Genomic DNA, 12,951 nt, shown 5'->3' with positions numbered 1-12,951 from the left:
CTGGTCTCTTGCAAAACCCCACCCCCCCCCGGCCCCCCTTCCCCAACCAAACACCCCCCCCCCCCCCCCCCCCCGCGGGGGGGGGGGCCGGGCGGCCCGGCGGGCGGGGGCCCCGCCCCCCCCCCGACCTGGGACCGCCTTCAACCCTGGTGCGCGACCGCCAGCTCCTTCACGTGCTTTTCGTGCATCTTCAGCGTCGGCAGCGTCTTCTTGGCGAATTCCTTCATCGCCGGGTCGTCGCCCGATTTTGCATAGGCGCTGAACAGCGCGACGGCTTCCTTGTGGGCGTTGGTCTGCATCTCGATGTATTTCGCCTGGAACTGACCGCTGCTGGTGCTCTTGAGCTCATCGAGCATCTTCTGCTCCTTGGGCTGCAATGCCGGACCGGAAGGTGCGGTGGCCGAGGTTGTCTGGCCCTGGCTGAGAGCCGCCTTGAAATCCTCGCCGGCCTTGGTGTGATCGGTTACCATCTGCTTGGCGAACGCCTTGACATCGGCGTCGGTCGCCTGTTGCTCGGCGAGCTTGCTGGACTGGATCTCGAACTCATTGGCGCTTGGCACCATTTTGATGAAGGTCGAAGTGTCGACCTTGGTCGTGGCGACAAGCGGCGCGACCGTCGTCGATTGGGCAAAGGCGGGCGCGCCGCCCAGCAATGCCGCCGCGGTAAGGACAAGAAGGGGCTTCATGGCATGTCTCCGGGTTTGAACTATCCCTCGGACAATCCAACGCGGTAAAAGCGACGAAGTTGCGCGGACCTTTTTTCTCCCCAAACGATGGCACCTCAATGGCAGCAAGCCTCGCCATATTGCAGCTGCTCGTGCCAGTTCGGCCGGCCTTCCGGCGTGAAATCCATCAGGTTCCACAGGATCTCGCAGGTGCCGATGGCGCGCGGGTCCTGGCCCGGCTCCGGCGGCGCGAAGCCGAGCTCGGACGACCAGAAATGCCGGATACCATCCGCATCGCGATGAAACACCGACAGCAGCGGGATCTGCGCGCCGTCGGCATCCTCGGCATTGTAGTCGCGCTTGAAGCTGTTGGAAGCCGAAGACACCAGCCGCATGTTGCGCCAGCCCCGGTCGCGGCCGAGCGTGACCAGGTTTTCGAGCGCGGTCTTGCCCACCACGACGAAATTGAAGCCGGCGGCCTGGAGATGGCCGACCGCGCCGTCGACCTGGTCGAGCAGCGCCGTACAGGACGGGCATGGCTGGTCCTGTCGCGCAAGCTTCGCCGTGCCGCCGCTCGCGGCTACATCGCGCTTCTCCTGCGGGTGACGCGGAAACATCATGTTGTAGAGGATCAGGCTGTCCTTGCCGGGCGCGAACAGCTCCGACAGTTTCACCTTGGCGGACTTGCCTTCGGCATCCAGCCCGTCGAACTCATAGTCCTGGCGGATCAGCCCGCCCGGCGGCAGTGCCCGCCGTGCCTCGGCCACGTCCTCCATGGCGCGGCGCAGCACGATTTCCTTCTGCAGCAGCTTTTCGCGCGCGGTGCGGTATCTGGCGGATTCGTTGGGGAAGGTGATCATGATCGTCTCCTTGGTCGTCGCGCCGGCGTCCCGGCGCGGTTGCTCTACGACCCAAGGACGTCTGGCGACGATCGGTTCCGACATTTTTGCACGGAGCGCGGCGACGAAGCAGCATGCCTTCCCGGAGTGGCGACGAACCCTATTGGGCTGCCGGCACCGGGCAGTCCGTATCGGCATCCGTGCAATTGAGGTAGCCTTGCAGGTCCTTCAGCCTGTTGTTGGTGAGAAACGCCTGGCACGAGGCGACGACCATCGGATACATGCTGCCCGCTTCATCGCGCGGGCCACCCTGGAAATTGCATTCGGCGTCACGGAAAGCGACCCAGGCGCGCTGCGCATCGACCAGCAGCTTCTTCGACGCCGCCTCGCCCTTCAGCCGGCCCTCGATCTGCCTGTAGGCATCGTTGAGCTTCGCGTCGGCCGCGTTGAACGCTTTGCCCGCACACTCGTTCATGGTCGCCTGGTCCTGCGCATTGGCGCAGTCATCGGCCCTTGCCGTGCCGGCATAGAGCGGAATGGCAAGGATCAGGGTGGTGAGGCCGGTTCTGGAAAGCAACAGCCGCATCATGTTTCTCCGGTTTCAGTTGATCCCGCGCCCATGGGACTGCAAGATCGAAGCTTAACGCCCGATCTGTTGGCGGCAAGACCCAGTCTGTCGCCTTGGTGGACATTTCCTTTACTTGCCGGATTCTCATGCTTGCCGGATTCTCGTACCTACAGGATTCTCAGGGCGGCTCGGCAAAACACGCCGCAGGATGACAGCCGCCTCACCCCTTGACGCCACCGGCGGTGAGGCCGGAGACGATCTTGCGCTGGAAGATCAGGACCAGCACCACCAGCGGCACGGTAACGATCACCGATGCGGCCATGATGTTGCCCCAGGGGATCTCGAACTGCGAGTTGCCGGAGAGCAGCGCGATCGCCACCGGCACCGTCCGCTGTGCGTTGTTGGAGGTGAAGGTCAAGGCAAACAGGAACTCGTTCCACGCGCCGATGAAGGCCAGCAGCCCGGTGGTCGCCAGCGCCGGCCACATCAGCGGCAGGAACACCTGCGTGATGATGATCCACGGCGTCGCGCCGTCGAGGATCGCCGCCTCCTCGACCTCGACCGGCAGGTCGCGGACGAAGGTGGTGAGCACCCAGACCGTGAAGGGCAAGGTGAAGATCATATAGGAGAAGATCAGCGCAAACAGCGAATTGTAGAGGCCGAACATGCGGACCAGTTCGAACAGCCCGGCCAGCAGCGCCACCTGCGGGAACATCGACACCGACAGGATGGTGAACAGCAGGGCCGAGCGGCCGCGAAAGCGGATGCGTGCCAGCGCATAGGCTGATGTGACGCCGAGCAACAGCGACAGCGCGACGACCGCGCCCGAGACGAACAGCGAGTTTATGAGGTTGCGCACGAAGCTGCCCTCGGTCAGCACATTCCGGTAGTTGGCAAGACTGACCGTCGTCGGCCAGAGATCGGCGCGGAACAGATCGGTTCCCGATTTCAGGCTGGTGACGATGGCGTAGTAGAACGGGAACACCGCGACGAAGACGATTCCGCCGACCAGCAGATAAAAGGCCGTGCGCTTCAGGATCCACATGTCAGCGGCCTCCGTCCAGGCTGATCCGGCCAACCCGGATGGTGACGATGGTGAGCAAAGCGAGGATCAGGAAGAGCAAGGTCGAGGCGGCGGAGCCATAGGCGAACTTGTCGAACTCGAACAGGTTCTCGCGGGCGAACACCGACATCGACTTGGTGTGCACATTGTTGGGCGTCAGCACATAGATCAGGTCGAAGATGCGCAGCGCGTCGAGCGCGCGGAAGATCACCGCCACCATCACCGCCGGGCGGATGAGCGGCAAGGTCACCCGCCAGAAGATCTGCCAGGGGTTGGCACCGTCGAGCCTGGCGACCTCGATGATCTCTCTCGGCAGCATCTGCAGCGCGGCCAGGATGAGCAGCGTCATGAATGGTGTCGCCTTCCAGATATCGACGATGAGGATCGCCGCCATCGCTGTGTCGGCGTTGGCCGTCCAGGCGATCTTGCCGCTGATCAGGCCGAGGTTGAGCAGCACCACATTGATGATGCCGAACTGGTCGTTTAGCATCCACTGCCACATCTTCGCCGAGACGATCGTCGGGATGGCCCAGGGGATCAGGATCGCCGCCCTGACGATGCCGCGGCCCGGGAATTTGGCATTGAGAACCAGCGCAACGATCGTGCCGAGGATCGTCTCGCAGGTCACGGAGACCACCGCGAAGCGCATCGTGTTCCAGACGGCACGCCACCAGACCGGATCGACGAGCAGACCATCGTAGAGGACCCGCCCGCTCGGCATGCTGAACGCCGAGAAATAATTGGCAAAGCCGACCCATTGGCGCGCGTCGAGGTCGGCCAGCGAGGCGTCGGTGAAGCTGAAATAGATTGTGCGGGCAAGCGGCCAGCCGGCCGCCGCGGCGAGCACCAGAAGCATTGGCGCCAGGAAAAGCCACGCCGAGCGAACGCGCTGTGCCTTCAGCGGCGAGTGCGCAGCCCTGGCTGTTTCAGGTACCATTCTTGTCATCTCGCACCCGCTCGTTGCGGTTCCGCCGGGCGGATGCCCCAGCACCGTCGCGTCACCAGCCTCCGCCCTTCATCTTGGTCAGCATCGCTTCGAGGTCGGCCAGATTGTCGGCGGCAGTGCCGTCGCGCGAGAGCGTGTTGTGAACGGCGTTCCAGAACTGGCTCGACGCCTCGTTGTATTTGATCCTGGTCGCGGCCGAGGGGCGCGGCACCGCGTTGAGAAAGATCTGCTTCCAGCGCGGAACAATCGGCTGTTGCCTGGCGATGTCGGCATCGTCATACAGCGCCTGGATTGTCGGCAGGTTGGACGTCTTCAGCGTGCGGTATTTCTGCATCGCGGGCGAGGCGATGAACTTGACCAGCTCGATCGCGGCATCAGGATGCTTCGAATATTTGGAGACGGCGAGGTTCCAGCCGCCCAGGGTCGCGACCGGTCGGGCGCCTTCGCCCGTGCCGGCCGGCAGCGGCGCCACGTCGAATTTGCCCTTGATCGGCGAGCCTTCGCCGTTGCCGAGCGCGTAGGCATAGGGCCAGTTGCGCATGAACACCGCGTTGCCGGTCTGCCACACGCCGCGCGATTCCTCTTCCTGGTAGGCAAGCACGCCGGGCGGTGCGATGGTCCCGACCCAGCCCTTGACCATATCGAGCACCGCCGCCGCTTTCGGGTTGTTGATGGAGATGGAGCCGTCCGGCTCGATGATCTGGCCGCCGCCATTCGACATCACCCATTCGAGCGCGTTGCAGGTCAGCCCCTCATAGGCATTGCCCTGGAAGACGAAGCCCCAGATATCCCGATTGCCCGCCGCACGCTCCTTGTCCATGACCAGCTTGGCGGTGTCTGCCAGTTCCTTCCAGGTCGCCGGCACCTTGGCGCCGTATTTGTCGAGGAGATCCTTGCGGTAGTAGAGCGCCGGCGCATCGGTGAAGATCGGCAAGGCGACAAGCTTGCCATTGACCGTCTGCGACCGGATGATCGAGGGGAAATGGGCGCCGACGACATCCTTGGTCGTGGCAGTCAGATCGACGAGCTGGCTGGCGAGCTGCGGCGCCCAGATCACGTCCGTCTGATAGACGTCGATGTCGCTGTTTCCAGCAGCGAGCCAAAGCCGGTATTGGCCGAACTGGTCGGTCCCGGACGTCGGCATGACGACGATGCCGACTTTGTTGCCGCTGTCTTTCTCGTAACGGTCGAGGATCTCGCGCAGCACCTTGATGCCATCGCCAGTATCGCCCGACACGATTGACAGCTCGACGGCCCGCGCCGGCGTGCCAACCAGCATGGCGGCGACGCCGAGCGTCAGGAATGCGTGAAAAAGCTTCATGATGGTGGATGTCCCTCCGCAGCCGGCGACGGAAAATCCTCCCACGCGCCGGCAGCTTGTCAGACCCCACCTTGCAATGAATGCGGAGCGGCGCTTTGGGTTCCCAAATCACGCGGCTGGAACGGTTTCAGCCATGCGGCGGAACCAGCGTCTCGTCGAGGATCTTGCGCAGCCGTTCAAAGCCGGCGGACGCGGTTCAGGCATCGCGCTCAGGCGTCGGGCTGCAGGCGGCGGCGCTGGCGGTCGACACCAAGGCCGGTTGCCTCGAGCAAGCCCTTGCGCTTGGCATCGAAATAGTAGCCGGTCTGGTAGAGCCAGTCGGCCTTCTTGGCGTTGCCGCCGGCCACCAGCCAAGCGCCGCGCAGATATTTGACCGCGTATTTCAGATTGGTCTCGGCGTCGAACAGGCCCTTGGCCGGTCCGTCATAGCCCATGCCGCGCGCCGTCGCGTGCTTGATCTGCATCAGCCCCCAATGGCCATTGTTGTAGGCTTTCGGGTTGAAGGTGCTCTCACGGTTGACGACATGGCGCACCAAATCCACCGGCACCTGATAGAGGGCGGCATATTTCTCGATCAGCCGCTCGACATCGCCACGCACGCCCGTCGAGCGTTCTTCCGTCGGCCCGATGGGACCCTGCACCAAAGTGGCCGGGTTCTGCGGCACGACATAGGCGACCTGCTGGACGCCGGGCATCCGGTCGCCCTTGGCGGTCGCCGGCATCACGAGCCCCGCGGTCGTATAGGCCTCGGCCGGCTTGACCGGCTCACCCGCATTTGCCGGCGCAGGCGCCTGCCAGGCATTGGCGGTCATTACGGCAGGCACGGCTGGTGCCGTCGGCGTCGAACCGGCAAAGGCGGCGGTCACCGCCGCCGGTTGTGCGGCGGGGTCGAGCGGCAGCTCGGACGTCTGAACGGGTGCGATACCGGAGGATTCAGGCAGCACCGAAACCGTCTCCGGCAACGGCACGGTGAAGCCGGCATCAGTGCCGGCGACGGTTGCGGTTTCAGTAAGAGCAGGTGCGGACTTCATCTGCGAGGTCGACGTGCAGCCGCTGATGCCGGCGGCGGCCAGGATCACGCCGATCGCGATAAGGTTGAGTTTTGCTGGCAAGCCGCGCTCGGGTCCGATTTGTCGGGTTGTTAAGAAATCCCTTACACCAGCGATTCATGAGCGGCAATCGGGGCCATCAGGTGGTTTTCGGGTGGCGAGACTTGCCCTCTGATGCCATATTGTTCTGGATATGTACTGGGACGAATCCCGGTTTTCGCCACTTTGCGGAAAGGAACGCAGCATGGACACCACGTCTTCGATCACGGCCGGCCACGCAGTGTTAGAAACAGTGATCGGTTTCATGGGCATTGCCTGGAGCGAAAAGGGCCTGATCCGGCTCTGCCTGCCCGAACGCAGCCGCGAAGCGGTGGAGCGGCGCCTGCTGCGCCATGGCGGCGTTTCCGCCTCCACGGCCCAGCCGCCCTGGGTGGTCGAGCTGATCGCAGCGATCAAGGCCTACGCGGCGGGCGAGGACGTCGATTTCTCCGGCGTACCGGTCGATCTCGATGGGGTCGACGATTTCCGCCTCGCGATTTACGACGCAGCGCGAAGGCTCAGCTTCGGCGAAACCACCACCTATGGCGAGTTGGCCAAAACCGCCGGCCATGCCGGGCTCGCCCGCGAAACCGGGGCCGCCCTCGGCGCCAATCCGGTGCCGCTGGTCATCCCTTGTCATCGCATCCTTGCCGCCGGCGGCAAGATCGGGGGCTTCTCGGCGCCGGGCGGTTCGGTCACCAAGGAGAAGATGCTGGCCATGGAAGGCGTGCGTGTCGGCCCGCCGCCACCGGCGCAGGTTTCGTTCGGGTTCTGACGCGGACAAGTGTCTAGTTGTTGTGGAAGAACCGCCGGCGGAAATGCCGGTCATTGTCCGGGCGCTTGCAGTTGTAGACCGGGCAGGACCTGGTGTCGGCACTCGGCACGTAGGCGCGCGTCCTCACCTCGCCCATCGTGCAGAATTGCTGGCTCTGCACATAGCGGTCGTAAAGCGGCAATCCCGGCACCCGCGTCGACTGGTAGCGCAGGATGACGGCGCCCTGCCGGGCGATCGTCGCCTGAACCTTGCCGCAGCCCATGCTGGTCGGGTCGTAGCGCGAGATCGCCTGCGCTTCGGCGGCCACCAGCGTCAGGCAGGCGGCAAGCAGAATGGTTTTCATGGTCCTCTCCCCTGATCCGCCGCTCGAGGACAGCGCGATCTGCCGCAACGTTTTCAGCAGATTGGGGCAGCCGTTGGGCAGCACCTCAATCACGGCTTTCTCACGCAGTCTTGTATTTTATGCGAAACCAGCCTATATGCCTCCCATTGATATTTCGGCCGATCGATCCGGGCCTCGCGATCTTCGCGTTTGCTGACGTCTATCTCCAAAATCTCGATGCACACCGGCTGGACCTCGGTCCGGTCAAACTAAAGCAAATGTTGAAGGACTATCTAAAATGGCAACAGGAACGGTCAAGTGGTTCAACGCCACCAAGGGCTTCGGTTTCATTCAGCCTGACGCGGGCGGCGCGGACGTTTTCGTCCACATCTCCGCTGTCGAGCGTGCTGGACTGTCGACCCTGGTCGAAGGCCAGAAGATCAACTTCGAGATCGAGCAGGACCGCCGCACTGGCAAGTCGTCCGCTGGATCTCTGAGCAAGGCAGCCTGATTTTGCGATAGCGCGCGCCGGGCGAGAGCCCGGGGCGCGCGGCAAGTCACGGATGTACTGACAGTCGCGCGAGAAGCGCGCTGGAGTGGAAGACCCGACAAGCTGGATCAGCAGATAGCTGCCAGCCCGGACCGGACGCTCCCGATCAGGCTACCAAGCATGGGAAGGCGGGATTTATCCCGCCTTTTTTGCTGTCTGGGGTTTAAACGCCACGGCCAGAACCTATAGTCCCACTTGTGGTACTTTTGACCCATTTAGTGGTACTATTCGCCATGACCAAGCTCGAGCAAATCGAAAAATCCGTCGCCGAACTGAGCGCCGAGGAACTGAAGGCGTTTGCCACTTGGTTCGAGGCGCTTCGGGCGGACATGTGGGACCGGCAGATCGAAGCCGACGCGAAGGCGGGCCGATTGGACAAGCTCGCCGAACAGGCACTGGCGGATCATCGCGCTGGCCGGACGCGCCCTCTGTGAATCACGTCGCCTCCCCATCGTTCTGGGAGGCTTATGAAAAACTGCCATTGCCCATCAGGGCAAAGGCTGACAGGCGTTTTGCCAGACTGCGTTCTGATCCCTTTCATCCATCACCGCATTTCAAACAGGTCGGACGCTATTGGTCGGCGCGAGTTGACGACAATTACCGGCTGTTGCCATCCGCACCAATGATGACGTGATCTGGTTCTGGATCGGCGTCCATGCCGATTACGACCGTCTCCTGAAATAGCCAATCATCTCACTCAGGCAGCCATTCACGCCTCGGCCGAAGGCCGCAAGTCCGACCGGGCGTCGCGCCTGTTGGCGCGCCCCGTCCGGAGCAGCCGCGAAGCCCCGACGGCGTGAGGACAAAACTAAGGCAGCCACTCGATCGGCACGTGCCCCGGATCAGCCTCCACTCGGCCAAGCCAGGCGGCCACCGCCGGATAGGCGTCGAGCTGGAAGCCGCCCTGCTCCGCCGTATGCGTATAGGCATAGAGCGCGATGTCGGCGACGCTGAGCGCGCCGCCGGCGAAGAAGGCATTGTTTTCCAAATGCCTGTTCATCACGCCGAGCGCCTTGTTGCCGCGCTCCAGCGTCACCGCAAGCCGCTCCGGCGTCGCATCCGCGGCTCTTTCAGGGAAAGTCAGCAGCGCCTTGCGCACGGCGATGTAAGGCTCGTGGCTGTACTGTTCGAAGAACAGCCATTGATAGGCGAGCCCCCGCTCGTATCTGCCCGCCGGCAGGAATCGCGTGCCTTCGGCGAGATAGAGCAGGATGGCGTTAGACTCGGCCAGCCGCCGGCCATCGTCGAGCTCGAGCAATGGCACCATGGCGTTCGGGTTCTTGGCGACAAAATCGGCTTTGCGCGTATCGCCGGTGTGCGAACTCACCTCGACATTGGTGAAGGCAAGGCCAAGCTTGGCCATCAGCAGGCGCGGCTTGTAGCAATTGCCGCTGTCGATCATGCCGTAAAGTATCATGGCTGTTCCCCGGAGCGCTGTCTCTGCTGCCGCGATTATCGCAGCGGCGGCGTCCTCAACCAATGATTTGTTTTGGTACGACGATCGGCGCCGCTGATGTGTGAATACCGGCGCCCTAGCCGAACAGCGAAACGACATTGCCACCGGTACCCAGCAGTGTATCGATGACCAACGGCTTTTCCTCAAATATGGTGCCGGCGAGCGCGGGACGGGCGAGGAGAAAACCCTGCAGCAGGTCAACGCCGCCTTCGAGCGCGACGCGCAGATGGGTGGGCTGCTCGATGCCTTCGACCAGCACCTTGGCGCCGCGATCATGCAGGCTGGAAACCAGCGGGCGGAAGAACCGTTCGGCGGCGGCGTGGCGGCAGAACTCGGCGAACCAGGCGCCGTCGATCTTGACGATATCGGGCCTGAGCAGGCTCACCCGCTCCTCGGTCGAGTGCCCGGTGCCGAAATCGTCGATGGCGATGCGGATGCCATCATGCCGCATTTCGCGCACCAGCCGGGCGAGAAGCGCGTCATCGGCCGCCTGCTCGGTGATTTCGCAGACCAGCATGCCCGGTGCCAGGCCGAAATCGCCGAGGCGTCTGGTCATCAGCCGGATCTCGGCCAGCGCCCGCCCGGGATGGTCGTTGATCAGCGGATTGTAGTTGAAGAACAGGTCGAGTCCGTCGACGCCGATGTTGCGAAAATTCATGAGGTGCAGCGCCCGGCACATGGTCTCGACAAACAGCCGGTCCGGGGCGGCAATGCTGTCGAAGAAAACCCGTGGCGCACCGGGGCGGCCGGCACGGTGCGGCTCGATCAGGGCTTCGACCGCGACAGCATGAAGGAACCGGCCGCGCGGCGCGAAAATCGGCTGATAGGCGCTGCGCAGCCGGAACTCGCCATGGATGCCGTATGCGATACCGATTTCATCGACCTGGATCGCATCGCCGACATTGCGCCGCCGCTCAAGCCTCATGGCGCCACCCGGCGCCCGAAGGCCTTCACCGGCTGCGCCGAGGGGGTTGCCACGGCAGGGGCAGCCGTGTCTGCGGCAGCGGCGACGGGTGCCTGCCTGGTCTTGTCGAAGACGCGAAAACTGGTTGGCGCCAGTTCGGGCCGCGCCAGCACGAAACCCTGGACCATCGACGCTCCCGATTTCTCGGCAAGCTCCAATTGCCAGCTCTCCTCGATGCCTTCGAACACCGTGCGGATGCCTTGCTCCTCGAAGCTTTTCACCATGGTGGTCAAAAGCGCGAAGCCGGCGCCTGATTCCATCAGCTGCGTGATCCAGTAGGCATCGAACTTGACGATATCCGGCTTCAGTTCCTTGATACGGTTGATGTCGGAATCGTCGGCGCCATAATCATCGACCGCGATGCGAAAGCCGTTGGCCCTCAGTGCCGCGACGAAATTGTGCAGGGTTTCCTGCGATGCCGATCGCTGCTCGGTCACTTCGCAGACGATCCGGCGCGGATCGATGCCGGCCTCATGCAGCACCAGCCGCATTTCGCGCAAGGCACCGTCGGCAACGGTGCGTTCGGTGAACACCGACGGGTCGAAATTGACGAAGATCGACGCCTCCTGCGGCAGGCAGGCGCCGGCGTTCAGAAGATGCAGCGTCCTGGTCAGCGCCTCGATATGCAGACGGTCGGCGGCTGGGCAGGTCGAGAAGAAATTCATCGGCGATTGCGGCTCGCCGTCACGGAACGGCCGGATCAGTCCCTCGAACGCGACCACTGACAGCTTGCCTTCGTTGAAGGCGAAGATCGGCTGGAAGGCGCTCTGCAGCGTATAGATGCCCCAGACACCGGTGGAGGTGCCGTCGTCCTGACGGATGATGTGGGCAAGCCCGATGCTGCGCGACACGGTTCCTCGCTCCGCGACCTTGCGGAATTGGTCTGCGATCCTGCCACTCAAGCCTCTACCGCTCGTTAATGAATTTATTGTTGCCGATCACGGGGTCCCGATCACAGCTCCTTGACGGCTGGATCAGCCGACAATGCTTGCACTGCGCGAAATCATGCGACATGAGAAGCGCCGCGGCCGCTTCTGGTCGCACCGATCTTCCATGGAGACGTTCAAGGTCATGGCCTTTCTTGCCGACACCCTTTCCCGCGTAAAGCCTTCCGCCACCATCGCGGTGACACAGAAAGCGCGTGAGCTGAAAAATGCCGGCCGTGACATTATCGGCCTCGGCGCCGGCGAGCCGGATTTCGACACACCCGACAACATCAAGAACGCGGCGATCGAGGCGATCCGCCGTGGCGAGACCAAGTATCCGCCGGTTTCGGGTATCGTGCCGTTGCGCGAGGCGATCGCGAAAAAGTTCAAGCGTGAGAACAATCTCGACTACAAGCCTGAGCAGACCATCGTCGGCACCGGCGGCAAGCAGATCCTGTTCAACGCCTTCATGGCGACGCTGAATCCGGGCGACGAGGTCGTCATTCCGCGCCCCTACTGGGTCAGCTATCCCGAGATGGTGGCGATCTGCGGCGGCACCTCCGTGTTTGCCGAGACCTCCATCGACAACGGCTTCAAGCTGACCGCTGCTGTGCTGGAAAAGGCGATCACGCCGAAGACCAAATGGCTGCTGATGAACTCGCCGTCGAACCCGTCGGGCGCCGCCTACACCGAGGCCGAACTCAGGGCGCTGGCCGATGTGCTGTTGAAGCATCCGCATGTCTGGACGCTGACCGATGACATGTACGAGCACCTGACCTATGGCGATTTCGTCTTCAAGACCATCGCCGAGGTCGAGCCGAAGCTCTACGAGCGCACGCTGACCATGAACGGCGTGTCGAAAGCCTATGCCATGACCGGCTGGCGCATCGGCTATGCGGCCGGTCCCGTCCAACTGATCAAGGCAATGGACATGATCCAGGGCCAGCAGACATCAGGTGCCTGCACCATCGCGCAATGGGCCTCCGTCGAGGCGCTCAACGGCCCGCAGGACTTCATCGCCAGGAACAAGGCGATCTTTCAAGGGCGGCGCGACCTCGTCGTCTCGATGCTCAACCAGGCGCGCGGCATCACGTGTCCGTCGCCGGAAGGCGCTTTCTATGTCTATCCCTCCTGCGCCCAGCTGATCGGCAAGAAGACCAAAGCCGGTAAGCTGATCGACACCGACGAGACCTTCTGCTCGGAACTGCTCGAGACCGAGGGTGTCGCCGTGGTGTTCGGCTCGGCCTTTGGCCTCGGGCCCAACTTCCGCATCTCCTACGCCACCTCGGAGACGCTGCTGGAAGAAGCCTGCACGCGTATCCAGCGCTTTACGGCATCGCTGACCTGATTACAGAGTTGACCGTGAAAATGGCAACGCTCTAATCAGACCTTACGGCAGAGTGGTTGCGGGTTGGCAGGAGGAAGTTAAGGCGAACAGGATACTGTGCGAGGCGGCATTCTAGCTGGC

15 protein-coding genes and 1 pseudogene are annotated in these 12,951 nt (G+C 63.1%); 5 read left to right on the top strand and 11 right to left on the bottom strand.

All coding sequences use genetic code 11. From position 1 onward, the window contains the following. Positions 1–140: 140 nt before the first annotated feature. From NKJ06_RS05160 to NKJ06_RS05130, 7 genes are all read right to left on the bottom strand, one after another. Positions 141–686 (bottom strand): DUF4142 domain-containing protein, encoded by a 546-nt coding sequence (locus tag NKJ06_RS05160; RefSeq protein WP_352627705.1) that lies wholly within the window; start codon positions 684–686, stop codon positions 141–143. Positions 687–781: 95 nt separating this feature from the next. Then, positions 782–1,525: a DUF899 family protein gene (locus tag NKJ06_RS05155; protein ID WP_352627704.1), complete on the bottom strand. Its 744-nt coding sequence runs from the start codon at positions 1,523–1,525 to the stop codon at positions 782–784. 139 nt (positions 1,526–1,664) lie between these two features. Further along, the gene (locus NKJ06_RS05150; protein ID WP_352809285.1) at positions 1,665–2,093 is read right to left on the bottom strand and encodes a lysozyme inhibitor LprI family protein; all 429 of its coding nucleotides are present in this window, start codon (positions 2,091–2,093) and stop codon (positions 1,665–1,667) included. A 199-nt stretch (positions 2,094–2,292) separates the two neighbouring features. Beyond that, entirely contained in the window at positions 2,293–3,117 is an 825-nt protein-coding gene (locus tag NKJ06_RS05145) for a carbohydrate ABC transporter permease (RefSeq protein WP_352627702.1), read from the bottom strand. 1 nt (position 3,118) lies between these two features. Then, positions 3,119–4,081: a carbohydrate ABC transporter permease gene (locus NKJ06_RS05140; protein ID WP_352627701.1), complete on the bottom strand. Its 963-nt coding sequence runs from the start codon at positions 4,079–4,081 to the stop codon at positions 3,119–3,121. Between the two features lie 52 nt (positions 4,082–4,133). Next, positions 4,134–5,402 carry an ABC transporter substrate-binding protein gene (locus NKJ06_RS05135; protein WP_352627700.1) on the bottom strand — a complete coding sequence of 423 codons (1,269 nt, stop codon included), beginning with the start codon at positions 5,400–5,402 and terminating at the stop codon, positions 4,134–4,136. Positions 5,403–5,611: 209 nt separating this feature from the next. After that, positions 5,612–6,514 (bottom strand): transglycosylase SLT domain-containing protein, encoded by a 903-nt coding sequence (locus tag NKJ06_RS05130; protein WP_352627699.1) that lies wholly within the window; start codon positions 6,512–6,514, stop codon positions 5,612–5,614. A gap of 181 nt (positions 6,515–6,695) precedes the next feature. On the opposite strand from NKJ06_RS05130, the gene NKJ06_RS05125 reads away from it, so the two are divergent. Beyond that, on the top strand, positions 6,696–7,265 hold the full coding sequence (locus NKJ06_RS05125; protein WP_352809284.1) for a methylated-DNA--[protein]-cysteine S-methyltransferase: 570 nt from the start codon (positions 6,696–6,698) through the stop codon (positions 7,263–7,265). Positions 7,266–7,278: 13 nt separating this feature from the next. On the opposite strand, the gene NKJ06_RS05120 is transcribed toward NKJ06_RS05125, so the two are convergent. After that, entirely contained in the window at positions 7,279–7,608 is a 330-nt protein-coding gene (locus NKJ06_RS05120) for a hypothetical protein (RefSeq protein ID WP_352627697.1), read from the bottom strand. A 277-nt stretch (positions 7,609–7,885) separates the two neighbouring features. On the opposite strand from NKJ06_RS05120, the gene NKJ06_RS05115 reads away from it, so the two are divergent. The 3 genes and pseudogenes from NKJ06_RS05115 (at position 7,886) to NKJ06_RS05105 (ending at position 8,821) form a co-directional block, all read left to right on the top strand. Further along, positions 7,886–8,098: a cold-shock protein gene (locus NKJ06_RS05115; protein WP_010910991.1), complete on the top strand. Its 213-nt coding sequence runs from the start codon at positions 7,886–7,888 to the stop codon at positions 8,096–8,098. A 272-nt stretch (positions 8,099–8,370) separates the two neighbouring features. Continuing rightward, positions 8,371–8,571, top strand: coding sequence for a hypothetical protein (locus NKJ06_RS05110; RefSeq protein WP_352627696.1), 201 nt, complete (start codon positions 8,371–8,373; stop codon positions 8,569–8,571). Next, positions 8,568–8,821 (top strand): annotated as a pseudogene (locus NKJ06_RS05105) (hypothetical protein). Before NKJ06_RS05110 ends, NKJ06_RS05105 begins: the two are co-directional and overlap by 4 nt. Before the next feature lie 124 nt (positions 8,822–8,945). Here NKJ06_RS05105 and NKJ06_RS05100 read toward each other — a convergent pair. The 3 genes from NKJ06_RS05100 to NKJ06_RS05090 form a co-directional block, all read right to left on the bottom strand. Then, complete coding sequence (locus NKJ06_RS05100) at positions 8,946–9,554, bottom strand: glutathione S-transferase family protein (RefSeq protein ID WP_352627695.1); 609 nt, start codon at positions 9,552–9,554, stop codon at positions 8,946–8,948. Between the two features lie 115 nt (positions 9,555–9,669). Beyond that, on the bottom strand, positions 9,670–10,518 hold the full coding sequence (locus NKJ06_RS05095) for an EAL domain-containing protein (RefSeq protein WP_352627694.1): 849 nt from the start codon (positions 10,516–10,518) through the stop codon (positions 9,670–9,672). Then, positions 10,515–11,408 (bottom strand): EAL domain-containing protein, encoded by an 894-nt coding sequence (locus tag NKJ06_RS05090; protein WP_352627693.1) that lies wholly within the window; start codon positions 11,406–11,408, stop codon positions 10,515–10,517. Before NKJ06_RS05090 ends, NKJ06_RS05095 begins: the two co-directional genes overlap by 4 nt. 220 nt (positions 11,409–11,628) lie before the next feature. Here NKJ06_RS05090 and NKJ06_RS05085 point away from each other — a divergent pair, with 220 nt between their 5' ends. Next, positions 11,629–12,831 (top strand): pyridoxal phosphate-dependent aminotransferase, encoded by a 1,203-nt coding sequence (locus tag NKJ06_RS05085; RefSeq protein WP_352627721.1) that lies wholly within the window; start codon positions 11,629–11,631, stop codon positions 12,829–12,831. Positions 12,832–12,951 lie beyond the last annotated feature (120 nt).

This window comes from Mesorhizobium sp. M0293, from assembly GCF_040321735.1.
Taxonomy (GTDB): domain Bacteria; phylum Pseudomonadota; class Alphaproteobacteria; order Rhizobiales; family Rhizobiaceae; genus Mesorhizobium.
Note: the sequence above shows the minus strand (reverse complement) of the source record. Positions and strands in the feature narration are given on the sequence as shown.

What these genes read in the sequence shown, in the direction of transcription:
- NKJ06_RS05085 (WP_352627721.1), top strand. Translation starts at nt 11,629, where the DNA reads ATGGCCTTTCTTGCCGACACCCTTTCCCGCGTAAAGCCTTCCGCCACC.
- NKJ06_RS05125 (WP_352809284.1), top strand. Translation starts at nt 6,696, where the DNA reads ATGGACACCACGTCTTCGATCACGGCCGGCCACGCAGTGTTAGAAACA.
- NKJ06_RS05150 (WP_352809285.1), bottom strand. Translation starts at nt 2,093, where the DNA reads ATGATGCGGCTGTTGCTTTCCAGAACCGGCCTCACCACCCTGATCCTT.
- NKJ06_RS05140 (WP_352627701.1), bottom strand. Translation starts at nt 4,081, where the DNA reads ATGACAAGAATGGTACCTGAAACAGCCAGGGCTGCGCACTCGCCGCTG.
- NKJ06_RS05095 (WP_352627694.1), bottom strand. Translation starts at nt 10,518, where the DNA reads ATGAGGCTTGAGCGGCGGCGCAATGTCGGCGATGCGATCCAGGTCGAT.
- NKJ06_RS05100 (WP_352627695.1), bottom strand. Translation starts at nt 9,554, where the DNA reads ATGATACTTTACGGCATGATCGACAGCGGCAATTGCTACAAGCCGCGC.
- NKJ06_RS05160 (WP_352627705.1), bottom strand. Translation starts at nt 686, where the DNA reads ATGAAGCCCCTTCTTGTCCTTACCGCGGCGGCATTGCTGGGCGGCGCG.
- NKJ06_RS05135 (WP_352627700.1), bottom strand. Translation starts at nt 5,402, where the DNA reads ATGAAGCTTTTTCACGCATTCCTGACGCTCGGCGTCGCCGCCATGCTG.
- NKJ06_RS05145 (WP_352627702.1), bottom strand. Translation starts at nt 3,117, where the DNA reads ATGTGGATCCTGAAGCGCACGGCCTTTTATCTGCTGGTCGGCGGAATC.
- NKJ06_RS05115 (WP_010910991.1), top strand. Translation starts at nt 7,886, where the DNA reads ATGGCAACAGGAACGGTCAAGTGGTTCAACGCCACCAAGGGCTTCGGT.
- NKJ06_RS05120 (WP_352627697.1), bottom strand. Translation starts at nt 7,608, where the DNA reads ATGAAAACCATTCTGCTTGCCGCCTGCCTGACGCTGGTGGCCGCCGAA.
- NKJ06_RS05155 (WP_352627704.1), bottom strand. Translation starts at nt 1,525, where the DNA reads ATGATCACCTTCCCCAACGAATCCGCCAGATACCGCACCGCGCGCGAA.
- NKJ06_RS05110 (WP_352627696.1), top strand. Translation starts at nt 8,371, where the DNA reads ATGACCAAGCTCGAGCAAATCGAAAAATCCGTCGCCGAACTGAGCGCC.